The following is a 16,116-nucleotide window of genomic DNA, read 5'->3' as shown; positions in this document are numbered from 1 at the left end:
TCGGCCATCTCGGTGGCGGGCGGACGCGTGCGCGCGTTCCTGCCTGCGGTGGCGCGCCAACGCCTAGCGGGGAAGCCGGAGTCCGCTCACCGCGTGCCCAACTCGTCGGCGAGCTCCAGTAGTTCGTCGAGCGAGGCGTCCTCGAACTCGTCCCCGGTGTCCGGCGTGAGCCGGTCGAGGAGCCGGCGTAGCCGTGCCGTCACCCGTTCCCCTGCCGGCCCGGAGCTGAGGAGTTCGGCCTCCAGCGAGTCGAGCCGGGCGAGGATCCCCGGTTCCCCTCCCGGTGCAGGGGCCGAGTCCCGCTCCGCCCGCCCGCTCAACAGCTCGCCCAGTAGTTCCGCGACGGACGCCGGAGTCGGGTGGTCGAAGGCCAGCGTCATCGGCAGCCGCAATCCGGTGGCCCCGCTCAGCCGGTTGCGCAGTTCCACGGCCCGCAGCGAGTCGAACCCGGCCTGGAGGAAACCCTGGTCCATGGCGACCGCGCCCGGATCGTCGTGCCGTAGCACGGTCGCCACGTGCAGCCGTACGAACTCCTCGACCGCGTGCGCCTGTTCACTCTCCGGGAGACCGGCGAGGGCCAGGTCTCGGGACCCGGTCGTGGGAGCCGCGTGCTCCACGCCCTCGACACCGAAGGGATACGTCGGCAGGTCGACCCGTCGGCCGGGACGGTCCCGGAAGACGGCGGCCCAGTCGACGTCGACCCCGCGCACGTACAGCCGGGCCATCGCCGTCAGCCATGCCGTGACCCCGTCCTGGTCGCGCCGCAGCGTGGCCACCACCGCCGACATGGCGTCCGCCCCGGCGTCCCCGCCGATGTCCTCCAGCGTTTCCTGCACCCCGCCGAGCAGCACGGGATGCGTACTGCTCTCCAGGAACGTGTCATGACCCGCCGCCCACAGCGCGCGTACGGCCGTCTCGAACCGGACTTCGGAGGTGAGGTTGCGCAGCCAGTAACCGCTGTCCAGGCCGGTCGTGTCGAACTCCCCACCGGTGAGGGAGGAGTAGAAGGGCATGGCGGACGGGGCCGGTGAGATCGTCGCCGTACCGTCGAGGAACTCGGCGGACTCGACTGTGAGGCCCGAAGTGTGCGCGGCGAGACCGAGGTTGAGTTCCTTGGCCCGCACGCCCTTGGCCGTGAGCGTCTCGACGACCTCGGTGACGGCGGCTTGCTCACCGCCGAGCAGTACGGAACGAGGACCGTTCGACCCGGCGAACTCGACCCGGCCGCGCAGGTGTTCGGCGTCGAGGAGCGCGAGGAGTTCGCCGGGGGACAGGGCCGCCGCGGCCAGTTCGCCCGTTCCGGCGGCCCGTGCCTGCATCCGGCTCCACAGGACGACGACCCGCGCGGCCTCGTCCAGCGTCAGCGCGCCCGACACGTACGCGGCGGAGATCTCGCCCAGGCTGGCGCCGATCGCCGCCGAGGGCCGTACCCCGCAGGAACTCCACAGCGCGGACAGCGACACGTTCACTGAGAACAGGACCGGCAGGACGACGTCCACGTCCTCCAGCGTCGGCGCGCCCGGGACGGTGCGCAGGACGTCGTGCAGCGACCATGGGACAAGGGGCTCCAGGGCTCGCGCGCAGTCGTCCATCCGGGACCGGAACACCTCGGAGGCGTCCAGGAGGTCGAGCGCCATGCCCGGCCACTGGGAGCCCAGGCCGGGGAAGACATGGACGGCCCGCCGCCCGCCCTCGACGCCGGTACCGGGTGCCGTACGGAACAGCAGCGGGGCGGCACCACCCTCGGCGACCGCCCGCAGCCCGAGCACCGCCTCCGCCCGGTCGGAGACGACCAGCACGGCCCGCCGCCCGAGCCCGGTCGTACGGGTCGAGGCCAACGAATGCGCGAGGTCGGCCGGCGACAGCGCGGGGTCTGCCGCGAAGCGGGCCAGAAGTTCGCGGGCGAGTACGGCCACGGCGGCGTCGCTGTGCCCGGCCAGCACCAGCGGTACGGCGGGCGTCCCACCCGGAGCGAGCGGATCGCCGTTCCCGAACTCCTCGACTGGCGCGAGCACATGGTCACCGGCCGATGCCGATGCCGATGTCGATGCCGAGGCAGCGGAGCCTCGCCGCAGTACCGCGATCGCGCCCGTGCCCGAACCGGCCACGGCCACCTCGCACTTGCCCCGGCGCAGCTGGTCGGCGGCCGACTCGACGGCGGCCCGCGCGGACCCCTCCGCCGCGAAGATCACCCGGGGCCCGCGAGCCCACCCGAGATCGGCCCCGACAAGCTCCGCCAGCGTGCCGGAACCCTCGACGCCCCCGCCCTCCGCCTGCACGAGAAACAGACCCACATCGGCGTCGCACAGCGAACCGGGCACGACCCCGGCGTCCTCTAACGCGGCCCACACCAGCTGGAGTACGCCCAGCCGCTCCCGGGACGCCTCACGCACGGAGTCCCCGAAGAACGCCGAGACCCCGTCGGGCGCGCGGCACACCCGCACACCGAACGGACCGACGGCCTCGGAAGCGCCTTCTGGGGCGGCCAGACCGACGATCACGACCGAGGGGTCGACGGCATCAGACGTGGGCTCGGGCTCGGGCTCGGGCTCGGGCGTGGGCGTGGGCTTGGGGTCGGCCGCGGGCTCGGGCTCTGGCTCGGACGAAGGCAGTCTGCTGGTCACGGCGTACTCGACCTTCTGTCACTGGCGTCGTCGGGCGCGTCCGCCGGTCGGCCCTCTTGCCGCCGTTCCCGCCGGACCGCGCCCGCCGCGCCAACGCTTGCTCGATCGACAACACCCTGACGGTGACGGCTTGACCAGACCTTGATAGTGGCTCGATGCCACACCGCAGCCCGACCAGGCGACGTAGCCGGCGCGGTCGCGCAGCTACCTGTACCGGATCAACACCGGTCGCTCCGTGACGAGTTCCGTGTCCCCGGTGCCGACCTCACGGGTGGTGCCGTCGAGCCGGTGGACCGTTCGCGCCCCGGCTCCGACCGGAACGTCCGCCGTCCCCGCGTGGGTCCAGCGGATGCGGGCCGGCACGAGGGTGCCGCGCTCGTCGGGGACGAGGAACTCGCACTGCCAGACGTTCTCGGGCAGCGCGATCTGACCGCCGTGACCACAGGAACGTATCCGGGAGCCGGTCAACCACTGCTGCAAGCGCCCGACATGGATACCCGCCTTGGTCGGCCGCTGCCCCTCAGCCTGGATCACCACGGGGATCTTGCCGTTGCCCCAGGCGTAGAAGTACATCCGCTCCAGGTTCCGGTTGCGGGCGTACAGACCGGTCAGGAAGAAACGGACCGCGTGGTCGGCCGCCGCGTCCGCGTCCAGCGGATCGTTGAGCTGGATGGTCTGCACGGTCCCCGTACTCCACAACGGCAGGTGATAGCCCGCCTGTTGGAAGGTCCGCTCCACTTTCTGCACCGCCTCCAGCATGGTCTCCGGAGGATCGGTGACCTTGCGTTGGAAGAGCTTGACGCCCGCCGCGTCGCAGTGCTGGTAGCCGCCCAGCTCGGCGAAGCGCAGCAAATACCGGTGCGCCTCCTCCTTCCACAGATCGGTGATCGGCGGACAGACCACGGTCGCGTCCGGGTCCCACCGCTGAATGACCCGGTTCGCGCGCCGCGTCATGTCGACGAGCGTCTCGACACTGCCGTTGTAGTGGTGGGGGTGGTTGGCCGTCACCCACAGCTCATACGCGTCGATACGGTCGCCCGCGTGCCGGACCAGCGCACGCACGAAGGTGTCCCAGTCGGCGAGGTCGTCGGGCGGTGCGGCGCGCGCGCCTTCCGGGTACGCGGCCTTGCGGGCGTCCGGTGCCGCCCAGGCCGGCGCGCCACCGAAGGTGAACAGCGTCGGCAGACCGTCCCGCTCGGCGCCGTCGAGCAGCCGGTCGAGCACCGACCAGTCGAACTCGCCGCGCACCGGCTCCATTTGGGCCCACCGGGTCTCGCTGTCCCACAACCTCAGCGCACCCACCCTGAACGACGGCATGGCCCCGCTGAAGCTGTTCATGGTCACACCGAACAGCGCCGGATCGACGGGCAGCGGCGCCTGCGCCCAACTGGCCGCCCCGACCGGGACCGGCGGGATCTCCGCCCCGCGGTTCCTCGGCGCACTGGCGACCAGGGTGCCGAGCAGGACGAGCGCCGTCACGGCGGCCAGCGCGAGACGAAGCCGTACGAGAGGCGCGGATCCCGTGGCGGCGGACTTCACGGCAGCGGATTTCACAGCGGTGGGCGTCACGGCAGTGGATTTCAAGGCGGTGGGCGTCACGGCGGTGGGCGTCACGGCAACGGGCCGCGCACCGACACCAGTCGGGCCGGATGCGTGCTCCTCGTCCCGCCGTCCCGTCGCGCTCTCCCAGTACCGCAGCAACTCGTTGAGTTCGTCGGGACCGGCCCCGCACTCCTTGGCGATCCGCAGCACGACCCCGTAGTCACCCGGCACCGAATTGCCATTGCAGTACCGATGCAGAGTCGAGCTGCTAGTGAAGACTCTCCGCCCCAACTCCTCGTAACTGAGGCCGCTTCGCCGCTTCAACCCCGCCAACACCGCGGCCAGAGCGCGCGCTTCCGGCGTCCTTCCCAAGTCCCCCACCCCCGTGACGGCTCCTGCTCACACCTGTCCCAGCATGTCACGCCCGTCCCAACTCGGACGTGACATCGCAGGTCAATGGCGTGATGTGCATCCCGCGTCGAGTCGGGACGCGGTGATGTGGCGACCGTGGACGGCGGCCCGCCAGAGTTGTCGCCGTCGAGCCGACAGAGATCATCGGCGACTTCAGCCACGACCAGAGACAGGGGGAATGTCGCCATGGCCACGCCCGTCCGCCTCCGCATAGCTGTGCTCCTGGCAACGGTCACCGCCGTGACCGCCGTCACCGCGGTCGGCTGCGGAGCCACCAGTGATCAGGAGGCGAAAGGCGTACGCCAGGACCGGAAGACGCCCGGCGTGGAGAACACCAGAGAGCTGACCACCGAAGAACGCCTACTGATCGAACGGGCCGAACAGACCCTGGTCGAGCGGTGCATGGCGGCAGGCGGATTCAGGTTCTGGCCGACCCCGGCCGTCAGTGCCGCCGAGCGCCAAGGCCACGGATACGTCCTCGACGACATCCACTGGGCCCGAACCCACGGCTACGGCGGCCAGTTGGAGAAGAAGGCCGAGAAAGCCCGGCTGAACGACCCGAACACCGCCTACGCCAACGCGCTTCCCGCAACGGAACGCATCCGCTACTCCAAGACCCTCGACGGCGACCCCGCCAAGGGAATGCTGTCGGTGGAACTCCCTTCGGGAGGCACGGTCCAAACCCCTCGCTCAGGCTGCTGGAACAGGGCCGCGGAACAGCTCTACGGCGACATCGCGACCTGGTTCAGGGCGAAGAAGACCGCCACCAGCCTGACACCCCTCTACGTACCGGATCTCCTCAAGGACAGACGCCTGACCAGCGCGGTCACCGCATGGTCGCGGTGCATGCGCGAGGCCGGTCACGCCTACGCCGACCCCGACGAGATCCGCGCGAAGAGATACGAGCTGACCAAGGGAATGAGCCCCCGCCAGACCCACGCCACCGAGGTGGAACTGGCCGTCGCCGAGGCCACCTGCGCTCAGGAGACCTCCCTGGGCCGTACGGCACGCGAACTCGAACACGAATACCGGACCAGGAATCTACGGCGGTACAGCGACGACATCGCCACGTACCAGCGCCTCGGGCTGACCGCGGTGACCCGGGCGAAGAAGGTCACCGGCTCCACACCCTGACATCCCAACAGACCAGCCCCGTCCGACGAAAGCAACGAAAGAAACGAAAGAAGGAGTGACGCACCATGCGCAAAATCCCCGCACTGCTGACCACCCTCGCCCTCGCGGGCCTCGGAGCAGCCGTCCCGGCAACCACCGCACAGGCGGCCGCGACATGCAGCGACAACTACACCAGCGCACAGTCCGGATACATGTACGCGTACGACGGGACCTACTGCGAGAACCACATCGGCAACTCCGCGAGCTGGGACTCCGATTGGGGCAACAGCTCCGGCCCCTTCCAGGGCAATGACACCAACAGGGCCTCCTCGATCCTGAACAAGGGGAACAACTACGAGGTCCAGTTCTTCAACGGAACGGGACAGGACTGGGCCGGCGGTCACATCTGTCTGTCGAGGAACGAGGCCTACGCCTCGGACCTGTCCGACAACTACTTCCACAACGGGGTCAGCGCCAACAACGCGATCAGCTCCCACCGTTGGGTGAGCGCGGGCTCCTGCGACAGCTGGGCCACGTGATCGCCTCGGCGCTCGCCTGACACAAGCGGCCGGTCATGCCCTGGGGGGTTCCACCAGGGGGGGCATGACCGGCCTCCGCCTGTCCTTTGCCAGTTCTACGAGGCACCGCAGGCTGGGTTCGGCAGGCCTCTCTCAGGGGCGTCGCAAGTCTGCGGCGGCCCCGCGCAGGAGGCGGATCTGGGTGAGGGTTGAGTGGTGATCGGCCAGGTCCAGCGCGTGTCGGCCTCGGGGGTCAGGAACGCCTGCCGGCGCACGTCGACGTCCTCGGGCCTCACCGTACCGCCGTTTAGGAGGTGCTACTCCCGGTCTCCGAAGAGTCCCGCCGTGGCCCCTGGCAAGTCGATGATGTCGGTCAAGCTCCAGAGGCCGCCGCCTGCCTGGGGATCGCCTCCGTGCGGGGCCTCGGAGTGCTGCGCGGCCAGTGCCACCACTTGATGGGCGGGGTCGGGCAGGAAGGTCAGGCCCACAACCCCGAAGCGGGCGCGAGCACTTGCCTGGGCTGCTGGTCGGTCTGCCAGCAGTGCCATGGTGGGCGGCTGGGCGAAGGAGCCGGCGTAGAACTCGATTACCGGGAACTCGTTCGCGCCGTGCAGCTCGTGGACGAAGGCGGCGTGGAAACGGTCGGCGAGTTGGATGGAGACAACGTCGCCGGGGCGTAGGAATGTGACCGTTCCGGGATTTCGAGGCCGACGTGTCAGCGGTGTCGGAGCGGACTGCAGCAATGCCTTGATCGCAGGTGACTGTCTTTCGAACGCGTCGGACAGGACCACGTGACGGTTGAGCTCGTCGACCGAGGTCAATGCTCTCGTGGTGACGGCACTGTCCTGGAATCCGTACTTGTGCAGCAGAGTGGCCAGCGCAACCCACCCGATGTCCTTGGCCGCCGCCGTGGCATCAACGGCGTCGAACAGGCAACGCCAACGGGCGAGGACCGGTGGTATCACTGCCCTCTCGACCTCTGTATGCGACCGGCCGCGGTAGGACATCTGCGCACCGGTCCACCGAGCGACGTCCTCATTCATCGCCTGGACGATTTCCCGAGCAGCGAGTTTGTCCAGGATCTGCTGATGCCTCATTCCCCGAAGCATGACAGAGCGTAGTTGCGCAGAGCTCACGTACCCCTGGGCCAGGACGGGGGGCGTGCACACAGTGTTGCCTTAGGGATTTTGATTGGCGTCGGATGGCGTTCCGATGGCCGGGCAGTCCAGCTGGCCGGGCAGTCCAGCGCGGTCACCTGGGAGTGTGACTGCCTGGCTCACCGGTTCGGACTCGGACCATGAGGAACAACCTCAGCGTTCGACGAAGAACCCGAGATCGTCCGCCCCCGGCCGCAGCAGCCCGTCCCGGAGGGCGAGGGCCGTCGCCTCGGCGCGGGAGGTGGCGCCGGTCTTGCGGAGCAGATGCTCGATATGGCTGTGGACCGTGCGCGGGGAGAGGAACAGGGCTTGCGCGATGGCCCGGTTGGTCTGGCCGGTCGCCGCGCGGGTGAGGACCTCCAGCTCACGCGGGCTGAGACCGTACGGCAACTCGGTGGGCGTCTCGTGCACCAGCACCGCGTCCGCCGGGAGCCCCGCCTCTGCGCGGTGCCGATGGAGTGTGACCCGGTACCAGACGCCGTCGACCGGCCACAGCAGCCGCAGCCGGTGGCCGCCGGTGTCCGTGAAGGCGCGGAGCAAGGACTGGAAATCCGCGTCCCCCGGCACCCGGACACGCTCGCGGCCGGGCAGGTCGATCGTGCCGTCGGCGGTGACCAGCCCGGCCGCGCCCAGCTCGGGCAGGCCGTGCAGCTCACCCGCGCGGGCCGCGGGGTCGGCGAGCACGGCGAGGGCCGGGATGACGGAGGCGAGCAGCCGGCGCGCCTCGATGTCGTAGGCGTCGGCGCTCTCGGTGTTGAGGTGGACCAGCCCGACGAGACGGTCCCGGTGCCGCAGCGCCCCGGTGACACCGTCACGGAAACCCGCGGGCCGGACCCGCTCGGCGTAGAACCAGCCCTGCCGGAAACGGGGCCCGAGCTCCACCGGGTCCTCGGAGTCCTCGGAGATCGACGGCGGCAGCTCCCGTCCTACGACATTGAGGTACCACGGCGTCGTCACAAACTCCGCGGCCAGCGCCCGCGAGATCTCGGCTGTGTAGCCGATGCCCGCGACCTGGACGTGGGCTCCCGTCAGCGGATCGAGCGCGAGCAGGGTCGCGGCGTCGAACGGCAGGGCACGGGCGAGTTCGCGCAGCGCCTCGTCGCAGGCGGAGGCGGTGTCGCGCTCGCGGGTGAGCATGCCGATCCGGGTGGCCGCCGCGAGCTGGTGGTGGCTGAGCATACGAGCCTCCGGGAACGGCTCGGGACCACGATGGTCGTTTGGGGCCTAACGAAGTATGAGGGTCCACCATAGGGACGCCGGACCCGCCGGGCAAGACGTACGCCGAACCCCGGACCGTGAAGCCGACCCCCGGACCGCGAAGCCGCATCTCCGGACCGTGAAGCCGACCCCCGGACCGTGAAGCCGATCCCCGGACCGCGAAGACGCCCCCCCCGAACCCCGGACCGTGAAGCGGTGCGCCTCGCGCAGTCGGTATTTGTACGGATGGTGGCGCGGCACCCCCCGGGCTTTCCTGTTCGGCACAGCCGGACGCCCGCCGAAGAGCGGGCCCGCCCCTCGGAGAGCCCGCCATGACCACACGCCGGTCCACCCCCGCCCCAGTCCCCGCCGCCTCGCGCAGACAGTTCCTCGCCTACTCCGGAGCCGCCCTCGCCGCACTCACCGCGGCCGGCTGCTCGGCACCGCCGAGCGCGTCCACCTCGACCGGCGCCTCGGCCGCGTCGAGCGTCCGCCTCACGAAGATCGGACTGGACTACCCGTTCACCCAACTCCCGCTCTACAGCACGCTCGTCAAGCTCTCCACCGCCGCCGCCAAGAAGCACGGCATCTCCCTGCTCACCACCAACGACGGGGCGAACGCCGACACCCAGGCCACCAACCTCAACACCTGGCTCGCCCGCAAGGTGCCCGCGATCGTGTCCTTCCCGATGGTCTTCGAGGCCACCGAGGCCATCGCCAAGTCGGCCCTCGATGCCGGACTGATCTGGGTGACGTACGGCGGCTCGCTGGAGCATCAGAGCGCCGACATCCAGTTCAGCTTCCGGGAGGGCGGCACCCTGCTCGGCACGGCGGCGGCCAAGTGGGCCGAGGAACACCTCGGCGGCAAGGGCAAGGTCGCCTTCCTCACCGACAGCACCATCGAGCTGGGCCGCGAACGCACCAAGGGCATGATCGACGCGTTCACCAAGCTCGCGCCCGGCGTCGACGTGGTCGCCCGGGAACAGGCCATCGACCCCGACACCGGGCTCGCCAGGACGAACGCCATCCTCGCCAAGCACCCCGACCTCAACCTCGTCCTCGGAGTCACCGACGCCGCCGCGTACGGCGGGTACAAGGCGCTGCAGCAGGCGGGCCGCGAGAAGGACGACGCGAAGACCTTCGTCGGCGGCCAGGACGGCGCCGTCCCCTCCCTGCTCGCCGTCAAGCAGGGCACCTTCTACCGGGCCTCGGCCGCCCTGGCGCCCGACGACATCGCGAACGCCGTCGTCGACGTGCCCCGCGCGGTCGCCGCGGGCAAGTCCGACGCCGGCGCACAGGTGCCGATCACCCTGGTCGGCCCCGACGACACCGCCGTCATCGACGACCTCATCGCCCAGAACGCCTAGGGGCCTCCATGACACCCGTGAACCTGCGCATCCGCGGACTGACCAAGTCCTTCGGCGGGGTGCGGGCCCTGGACGGCGTGGACCTGACCGTGCCGATGGGCCAGGTCCACGCCCTGCTCGGGCACAACGGCGCCGGCAAGTCCACCCTCATCAAGTGCCTCGGCGGCGCCTACCCGCCGGACGCGGGCACGATCGAGGTCGGCGGGACGTCGTACGACCGACTGAGCCCCCGCGAGTCGATCGACGCGGGTGTGGCGATCATCTTCCAGACGCTCAGCGTGGTCGACGCGCTCACCGTGACGGAGAACATCTTCCTCGGCCAGGAGTGGACCCGGTTCGGCCGCATTGACCGGCGCGCCCAGGAACAGGTCGCCGCCGGGCTCCTGGAACGCGTCGCGGCCACCTGCTCCCCACGCGACCGGGTCGGCGAACTCCCTATGGGCCAGCGCCAGTTGGTCGAGATCGCCAAGGCCCTCAGTCGCAGCGCCTCCGTCCTCGTGCTGGACGAGCCCACGGCGGCCCTGTCCACCGCCGAGAGCGAGGCGCTGGCCCGCCGCGTCGAGGACCTGCGCACCCAGGGGCTGGCCATCGTCTACGTCACCCATCTGCTCTCGGAGGTCGAACGCCTCGCGGACGCGGTCACCGTGCTGCGGGATGGCCGGGTGGCCCACCACTCGGCGGGGGCGGGGCAGACGCGGCGCGAGCTGGTGGAGGCGATCGCGGGGCGACCGCGGCGCGCCTCCGGGGACGTGGCCGCGGGACGACCGAGGCGCGCCTCCGCGAGCGCGGCCGACGAATCCCGCACCCCCGGGCACGGGGTAGGAGGACCCCGTCTCACCGTCGACCGACTGCACGGCCCCGGCTTCGGCCCGGTGAGCCTCACCGTCGAAGTGGGCGAGCGCGTCGGCCTGTTCGGGCTCATCGGCTCGGGGCGGACACGGATCCTGGAGAGTCTGTACGGCGGACGCCGCGCCGTCGGCGGCACGATCCGCGTCGGCGACCGTACGGTGACCCCGGCCAGGCCCGCCGAGGCACTCGCCGCCGGGATCGCGCTCGTCCCGGCCGACCGGCACCGCCAAGGACTCTTCCCGGTCCTGAGCGCGCAGGACAACGCACTGCTGCCGACCGTACGGCCCCTCGCCCGCGCCGGTGTCCGGGCACTGGGCGCCGAACGCCGGGTGTTCGGGACGCTCGCCCAGGCGGTGGGGCTGCGACCTGCCCGGCCCAGGCTGCCCGCCTCCGCGTTCTCCGGCGGCAACCAGCAGAAACTCGTCCTCGGCCGGTGGATCAACGAGGCCCGGCAGGTCGACGTCCTGCTGCTGGACGAGCCCACACAGGGCGTCGACGTGGGCGCCCGCGAGGAGATCTACGACGTGGTGTCCGCGCTCGCGGCCGACCGGGGCACGGCCGTGCTCTTCGCCTCCAGTGACCCGGAGGAGGTCGTCGCGCTCGCGGACCGCTGCCTCATCGTCGCCGCGGGCCGGATCGTCGGCGAGCTCTCCGGCGCCGAACTCACCGAAGAACGCCTGCTGTCGGCGGTCCACGACACCGGGTCGGACACCGACTCCGGTACCCCCGTCCCCATCCCCGCCGAAGGAGCCGTATGACCACCGCCGACCCCCTTCTCGCCCGGCCCCGCCTCTCCCTCTCCGGCGGACTGAGCGCCCTGCGGCGGCAACCGCTGCTCGCCGTGCTCACCGTGATGGTGCTGGCCTTCCACCTGTCCACCGGCAGCTTCCTCGACCCGGCGAACCTGCGCGGCATCGCGACCGACGCCGCCACGCTGGCTGTCGTGGCGGTGCCGTCGGCGCTGCTGGTCATCAGCGGCTACCTCGATCTGTCGGTCGGCTCCACGCTGGCCCTCGGCGGGCTGGTCGCGGGGTGGCTCGCCGGGCAGGGGCAGAACCCGGCCGTCGCCATCGGGGGAGCGCTGGTCGCCGGTGCCGTGGTGGGTGCGGTGAACGGCGTTCTGTGCTGCTACTTCGGCCTGTCGGCGTTCATCGTCACCCTCGGCATGCTGACCGCCGTACGCGGGCTGGCCCAGCAGCTCTTCCCGCTGCCGCTGAGCGGGTTCGGGACCGGGTTCGCCTGGCTGGGCGGGGCGCGGATCGCGGGGGTCGCCGCACCGGTCGTCATCGCCGCGCTCGTGCTGCTGGCTGGCGCGCTGTTCCTCGCGCTCACCCCGGCCGGACGGCATGTCTTCGCCATCGGCGTCAACCGGGAGGCCGCCCGTCTCTCCGGCATCGACGTCCGCCGTACGCCCTTCGCGTTGTTCGTGATCACCGGCGTCGCGGCCGCCCTGGCCGGGGTGATCAAGGCGTCGGTGCTGGACAGCGTGGTCGCCGGGACCTCGGGCAGCGGCTTCGAACTGGCCGTGCTCACCGCCGTACTGGTCGGCGGTGTCGCCCTCACCGGCGGCTCCGGATCGATCCTCGGCGTGCTGCTCGGCGTGCTGTTCCTGGGCTGCCTCCAGAACGGCCTCACACTGCTGGACGTGCCGACGTTCTGGCAGCAGATGGCCCAGGGCTCCGCTCTCGTGGCCGGCGCGGCACTGGCGTACTTCGCACCCCGCGCGACACGCTGACCGATCCCGATCCCGATCCCGATCCCGATCCGGATCCCGACCCACCCTTTTGATCAACTCCGAGTCCCGAAAGAGGCATCCATGCACGGAACCGCGCCCACCCTCGTCCTGACGGGCGGTCAGGTCCTCACCGTCGACCGCGACTTCACGGTCGCCGAAGGGGTCGCCGTACGCGGGCGGGACATCGTCGCCACCGGCAGCGACGCCGAGATGCGCGCCCTGGCCGGTCCCGGCACCCGGGTCGTCGAACTCGGCGGCCGGACCGTCCTGCCCGGGATCAACGACTCGCATCTGCACGGTGCCGCGTACGGCATGACGAAGCCGCCCTTCGCCCTCGACGTCGGCCATCCCGCGATGAGTTCGATCGCCGACGTCGTGGCGGTGGTGCGCGCGGCGGTCGAGGCGGCCCCGCCTGGGGAGTGGATCGTGGGCCTGGGCTGGGACCCCGGCTACCTCGCCGAATGCCTGGACGACCCGCGCCGCTTCCCGCACCGCCGCGATCTGGACGCGGTCGCCCCGCACCACCCGGTGTGCCTGACGGACTTCTCCTCGCACATGGTGTGGGCCAACAGCGAGGCCCTGCGCCGCTGCGGCATCGACGCGGGCAGTACCCCTCCGCCCGGCGGAGTCATCGACCACGACGCCGACGCGGAGCCGACGGGCATCCTGCGCGAGGCGGCCCAGCGGCTCGTGCAGTCCGCGCTCCCCGCCGCGACGATCGCCCAGCGCCGCCTGGCCGTCCAGGGCGTGGTCCGCGAACTGCACACACGCGGCATCACCAGCTACACCGAACCCGGCCTCGGCCCCGGCGGTGCCGGCACCCTGTTCGGCGGTCTGAGCACCGACAACTGGACCGCGTACGCCGAACTCGTGGCGGCCGGCCAACTCGACGCCCGCGTCAGCGTGTTGCTGCTGCCCGCCCCCATGGGCGGCTCCGCCGACGACCTGCGCAAGGGGCTGGAGGAACTGCGCCGCCCCGCGACGGCGGACTCGCGCCGCCTCAACGCCATCGGCGTCAAGATCTTCGCCGACGGAGTGCCGCCGAACCGCACGGCCTGGATGAACGAGCCCTACCCCGACGGCGGTCACGGCGCCCTGTGCGTCCACGGCGACACCCCCGCACTGCAAGTCGCGGAACTGCGCGAGATGATCGCCGTCGCACACCGGGCCGGCTTCCAGCTCGGAGTGCACGTCACCGGCGACCGGGCCATCGACACCGTGGTGGACGCCTTCGTCTCCGCGAACACCGCCGCCCCGCGCCCGGACGCCCGCCACTACGTCATCCACGGCGACTTCATCGGCCAGGACAGCCTGGCGAAGCTCGCCGCGCACGGCTACGGCGTCAACATGAACCCCGCCATCAAGTGGACCATCTCCGACCTCATGGACGAGGTGGTCGGCCCGGAACGCTCCGCCTACCAGTGGCCCGTACGGTCCGCCCTCCAGGCCGGCGTCCACGTCTGCGCCAGCTCCGACGCCCCGATCACCCGGCCCGACTGGCGCCAGGGCGTCGCCGCGATGATGCTGCGCGAGTCCAAGGCCAGCGGCCGCACCAGCGGCCCCGAACAGCGCGTCACCCTCGCCGAGGCCCTGCGCGCCTACACCACCACCCCCGCCTGGCAGGACTTCGCCGACGACTGGAAAGGCAGCGTCGAACCTGGCAAGGCCGCCGACCTGTGCGTTGTGGACCGCCCGCTGCTGGACCTCGACCCGCACGAGATCACCGACGTACAGGTGGACATGACGGTCTTCGACGGCGAGGTGGTCCACGAACGCTGAACGCCACAGGGGGAGTTGACGCTCAGCCGGCACTGCCCTGCGGCCGGACGCCGGGTCCGGGCGCTGCCACCGCTCGCGGTCGGCCTACGGTTCCAGCACGTGCCGCAGATACGCGTGCGGGTCGGCGAGATAGCGCCGCCAGTGGTCCACGACCTCCAGGTCCCGCCAGCCGACCCGCCGCATGCCGTGCTCGCCGACCTCCACGATGTCCGCGCCCGGCAGGGCGGTCAGGAGCGGGGAGTGGGTGGCGCAGATGACCTGGCTGCCCTCCTTGGTCAGCCGGTCGATGTGGCCGAGCAGTTCGAGGCAGGAGGTGAAGGAGAGCGCGGCCTCCGGCTCGTCGAGGACGTAGAGCCCGGTGTGCAGGAACTTCCCCCGGAACGCGGCGAGAAAGCCCTCGCCGTGACTGACCGAGTCGGGGGAGAAGCCCTCCCTGCCCAGGGCGTCCAGCGCGGTCTCGGCCCGCAGGAAGAACCCCTTGCGGGCCGACCAGCTGGTGAGCATACGGCGACCCCGTGGGCCCGCGTCGAACCTGATCCGCTCGCCGAGCACCGACTTGGCGCGTGAAGGGGCGTAGCGCCAGTCGTGGGAGCCGCCGTAGGAGTCCAGACCGAACCCCTCGGCCAGCGCCTCCACCAGGGTCGACTTCCCCGAACCGTTCTCCCCGACCAGGAAGGTCACCGGCGCGGTGAAGCGCAGCCCCTCGTCGAGCAACTGCCGGACACAGGGCACGGACCAGGGCCAGGCCCCCGCCTCGTCGGAGTCGGGGGCGTCATGCGAGCCGTACGAGGGGAGATGGGCATACGCGCGTTCGACGATCACCCGACCAGTGTGCCCCGGACGTCAGAAACCCCCTGAGCGGAACTCGTCGTCCGAGTCGGTCGCGACCGTGGTCACGTTGTACCGGTCGTGGCCCGCGTCCCGGTCGCCCTTGGCGTGGTTGTACTGGAACTTGAAGACATAGGTACCGGCCGCCAGCGTGTTGCCCGCCTTCAGGGTCACCACGTAGTCCAGCTCGCTGCTGCCGCCCCCGGTGGCCACCGACACCTTGTCCCCGAGGTCGCTCCACACACCGGTGCTCGCGACCCCGCCGGTCTGGATGATCCTGACGACCACCTTGAGGCTGCTCAGGGCCTTGGTGGTTTTCACGGTGACCACGCTCTGGTCCCAGTAGCCGTTGTCCTCGGACGAGTCCACGCTGCCGTCGGACCACAGATAGCCGGCCGTCGCGGCGGAGCTGGTCTTCTGGTCCGCCGTCGCGGAGCCCTGCTTGCCCGTGCCGGAGGAGCCGGAGGACCCCGAAGCTCCCGAGCCGCCGGACGACCCCGACGACCCGCCCGCCCCGGACGTACTGGCCGCCCCCGACGAGCCACCCGTACCACCGACCGCACCCGCCACCGACGACCCGCCCGCCCCCGCACCGGCCCCACCCGACACCGGTACATAGACGACGCCCGGGGCCTTCTCACCGTCGCCGACCGGCGCCTTCTTCGGAGACGCGCCCGCCGTCGGCTCCCCGCTCGTGTCCCCGTGCGCCTTTTCCTCGGCCGCGGGCTTGTCCGCGGCGGTCGTCACCTTGTCCGCGTCCGAGCCGCTCCAGTCGATCATGGAGACCATCGTGGCCGACCCGGCGATCACCAGGACCGCGGCCGCGGAGCCGCCGACCGCGCTCCAGACCCGGCGGCCGGGCAGAAAGCCCCGCAGCGGAGTGCGCGCCTTCCGGGCGAACAGATCGGCGAACTCGCCTTCCTGGCGGTCACCTTGCGGGGAGTCGGGCGTGTGCGGCATGAAGTGGGTCCTTAACAGGGGTGGGTTGAGAACGTG

Annotated in this window: 12 protein-coding genes; 6 read left to right on the top strand and 6 right to left on the bottom strand. The window is 71.1% G+C overall.

What is annotated here, in order from left to right:
* Positions 1-86: 86 nt before the first annotated feature.
* Together G3I78_RS51745 and G3I78_RS07260 are read right to left on the bottom strand one after the other, a co-directional pair.
* A complete protein-coding gene (locus tag G3I78_RS51745) occupies positions 87-2,624 on the bottom strand; it encodes an acyltransferase domain-containing protein (RefSeq protein ID WP_164421954.1) in 2,538 nt (845 codons plus the stop codon).
* Positions 2,625-2,828: 204 nt separating this feature from the next.
* Entirely contained in the window at positions 2,829-4,502 is a 1,674-nt protein-coding gene (locus tag G3I78_RS07260; RefSeq protein WP_343243674.1) for a helix-turn-helix domain-containing protein, read from the bottom strand.
* A gap of 261 nt (positions 4,503-4,763) precedes the next feature.
* On the opposite strand from G3I78_RS07260, the gene G3I78_RS07255 reads away from it, so the two are divergent.
* Positions 4,764-5,711: a hypothetical protein gene (locus G3I78_RS07255; RefSeq protein ID WP_164421952.1), complete on the top strand. Its 948-nt coding sequence runs from the start codon at positions 4,764-4,766 to the stop codon at positions 5,709-5,711.
* A 65-nt stretch (positions 5,712-5,776) separates the two neighbouring features.
* The gene (locus G3I78_RS07250) at positions 5,777-6,229 is read left to right on the top strand and encodes a hypothetical protein (protein ID WP_164421951.1); all 453 of its coding nucleotides are present in this window, start codon (positions 5,777-5,779) and stop codon (positions 6,227-6,229) included.
* Between the two features lie 296 nt (positions 6,230-6,525).
* On the opposite strand, the gene G3I78_RS07245 is transcribed toward G3I78_RS07250, so the two are convergent.
* Both G3I78_RS07245 and G3I78_RS07240 read right to left on the bottom strand, forming a co-directional pair.
* Positions 6,526-7,305: a hypothetical protein gene (locus tag G3I78_RS07245; protein WP_164421950.1), complete on the bottom strand. Its 780-nt coding sequence runs from the start codon at positions 7,303-7,305 to the stop codon at positions 6,526-6,528.
* A gap of 213 nt (positions 7,306-7,518) precedes the next feature.
* Positions 7,519-8,544 carry a LuxR family transcriptional regulator gene (locus G3I78_RS07240; RefSeq protein ID WP_164421949.1) on the bottom strand — a complete coding sequence of 342 codons (1,026 nt, stop codon included), beginning with the start codon at positions 8,542-8,544 and terminating at the stop codon, positions 7,519-7,521.
* Between the two features lie 350 nt (positions 8,545-8,894).
* Between G3I78_RS07240 and G3I78_RS07235 the strand changes: the two genes are divergently transcribed.
* The 4 genes from G3I78_RS07235 (at position 8,895) to G3I78_RS07220 (ending at position 14,292) form a co-directional block, all read left to right on the top strand.
* Positions 8,895-9,929, top strand: coding sequence for a sugar ABC transporter substrate-binding protein (locus G3I78_RS07235; protein ID WP_164421948.1), 1,035 nt, complete (start codon positions 8,895-8,897; stop codon positions 9,927-9,929).
* An 8-nt stretch (positions 9,930-9,937) separates the two neighbouring features.
* On the top strand, positions 9,938-11,536 hold the full coding sequence (locus tag G3I78_RS07230) for a sugar ABC transporter ATP-binding protein (RefSeq protein ID WP_164421947.1): 1,599 nt from the start codon (positions 9,938-9,940) through the stop codon (positions 11,534-11,536).
* Positions 11,533-12,513: an ABC transporter permease gene (locus G3I78_RS07225; protein WP_164421946.1), complete on the top strand. Its 981-nt coding sequence runs from the start codon at positions 11,533-11,535 to the stop codon at positions 12,511-12,513. The genes G3I78_RS07230 and G3I78_RS07225 overlap by 4 nt, the downstream gene beginning before the upstream one ends.
* 81 nt (positions 12,514-12,594) lie before the next feature.
* The gene (locus tag G3I78_RS07220; RefSeq protein WP_164421945.1) at positions 12,595-14,292 is read left to right on the top strand and encodes an amidohydrolase; all 1,698 of its coding nucleotides are present in this window, start codon (positions 12,595-12,597) and stop codon (positions 14,290-14,292) included.
* 84 nt (positions 14,293-14,376) lie between these two features.
* Here G3I78_RS07220 and G3I78_RS07215 read toward each other — a convergent pair whose 3' ends face one another.
* Positions 14,377-15,114 (bottom strand): AAA family ATPase, encoded by a 738-nt coding sequence (locus tag G3I78_RS07215; RefSeq protein ID WP_164421944.1) that lies wholly within the window; start codon positions 15,112-15,114, stop codon positions 14,377-14,379.
* Between the two features lie 21 nt (positions 15,115-15,135).
* Entirely contained in the window at positions 15,136-16,080 is a 945-nt protein-coding gene (locus tag G3I78_RS07210; protein ID WP_164421943.1) for a hypothetical protein, read from the bottom strand.
* Positions 16,081-16,116 lie beyond the last annotated feature (36 nt).

It is taken from the genome of Streptomyces sp. SID13726 (assembly GCF_010548375.1).
Lineage (GTDB): Bacteria > Actinomycetota > Actinomycetes > Streptomycetales > Streptomycetaceae > Streptomyces.
This window is presented reverse-complemented; position numbering and strand designations above follow the sequence as displayed.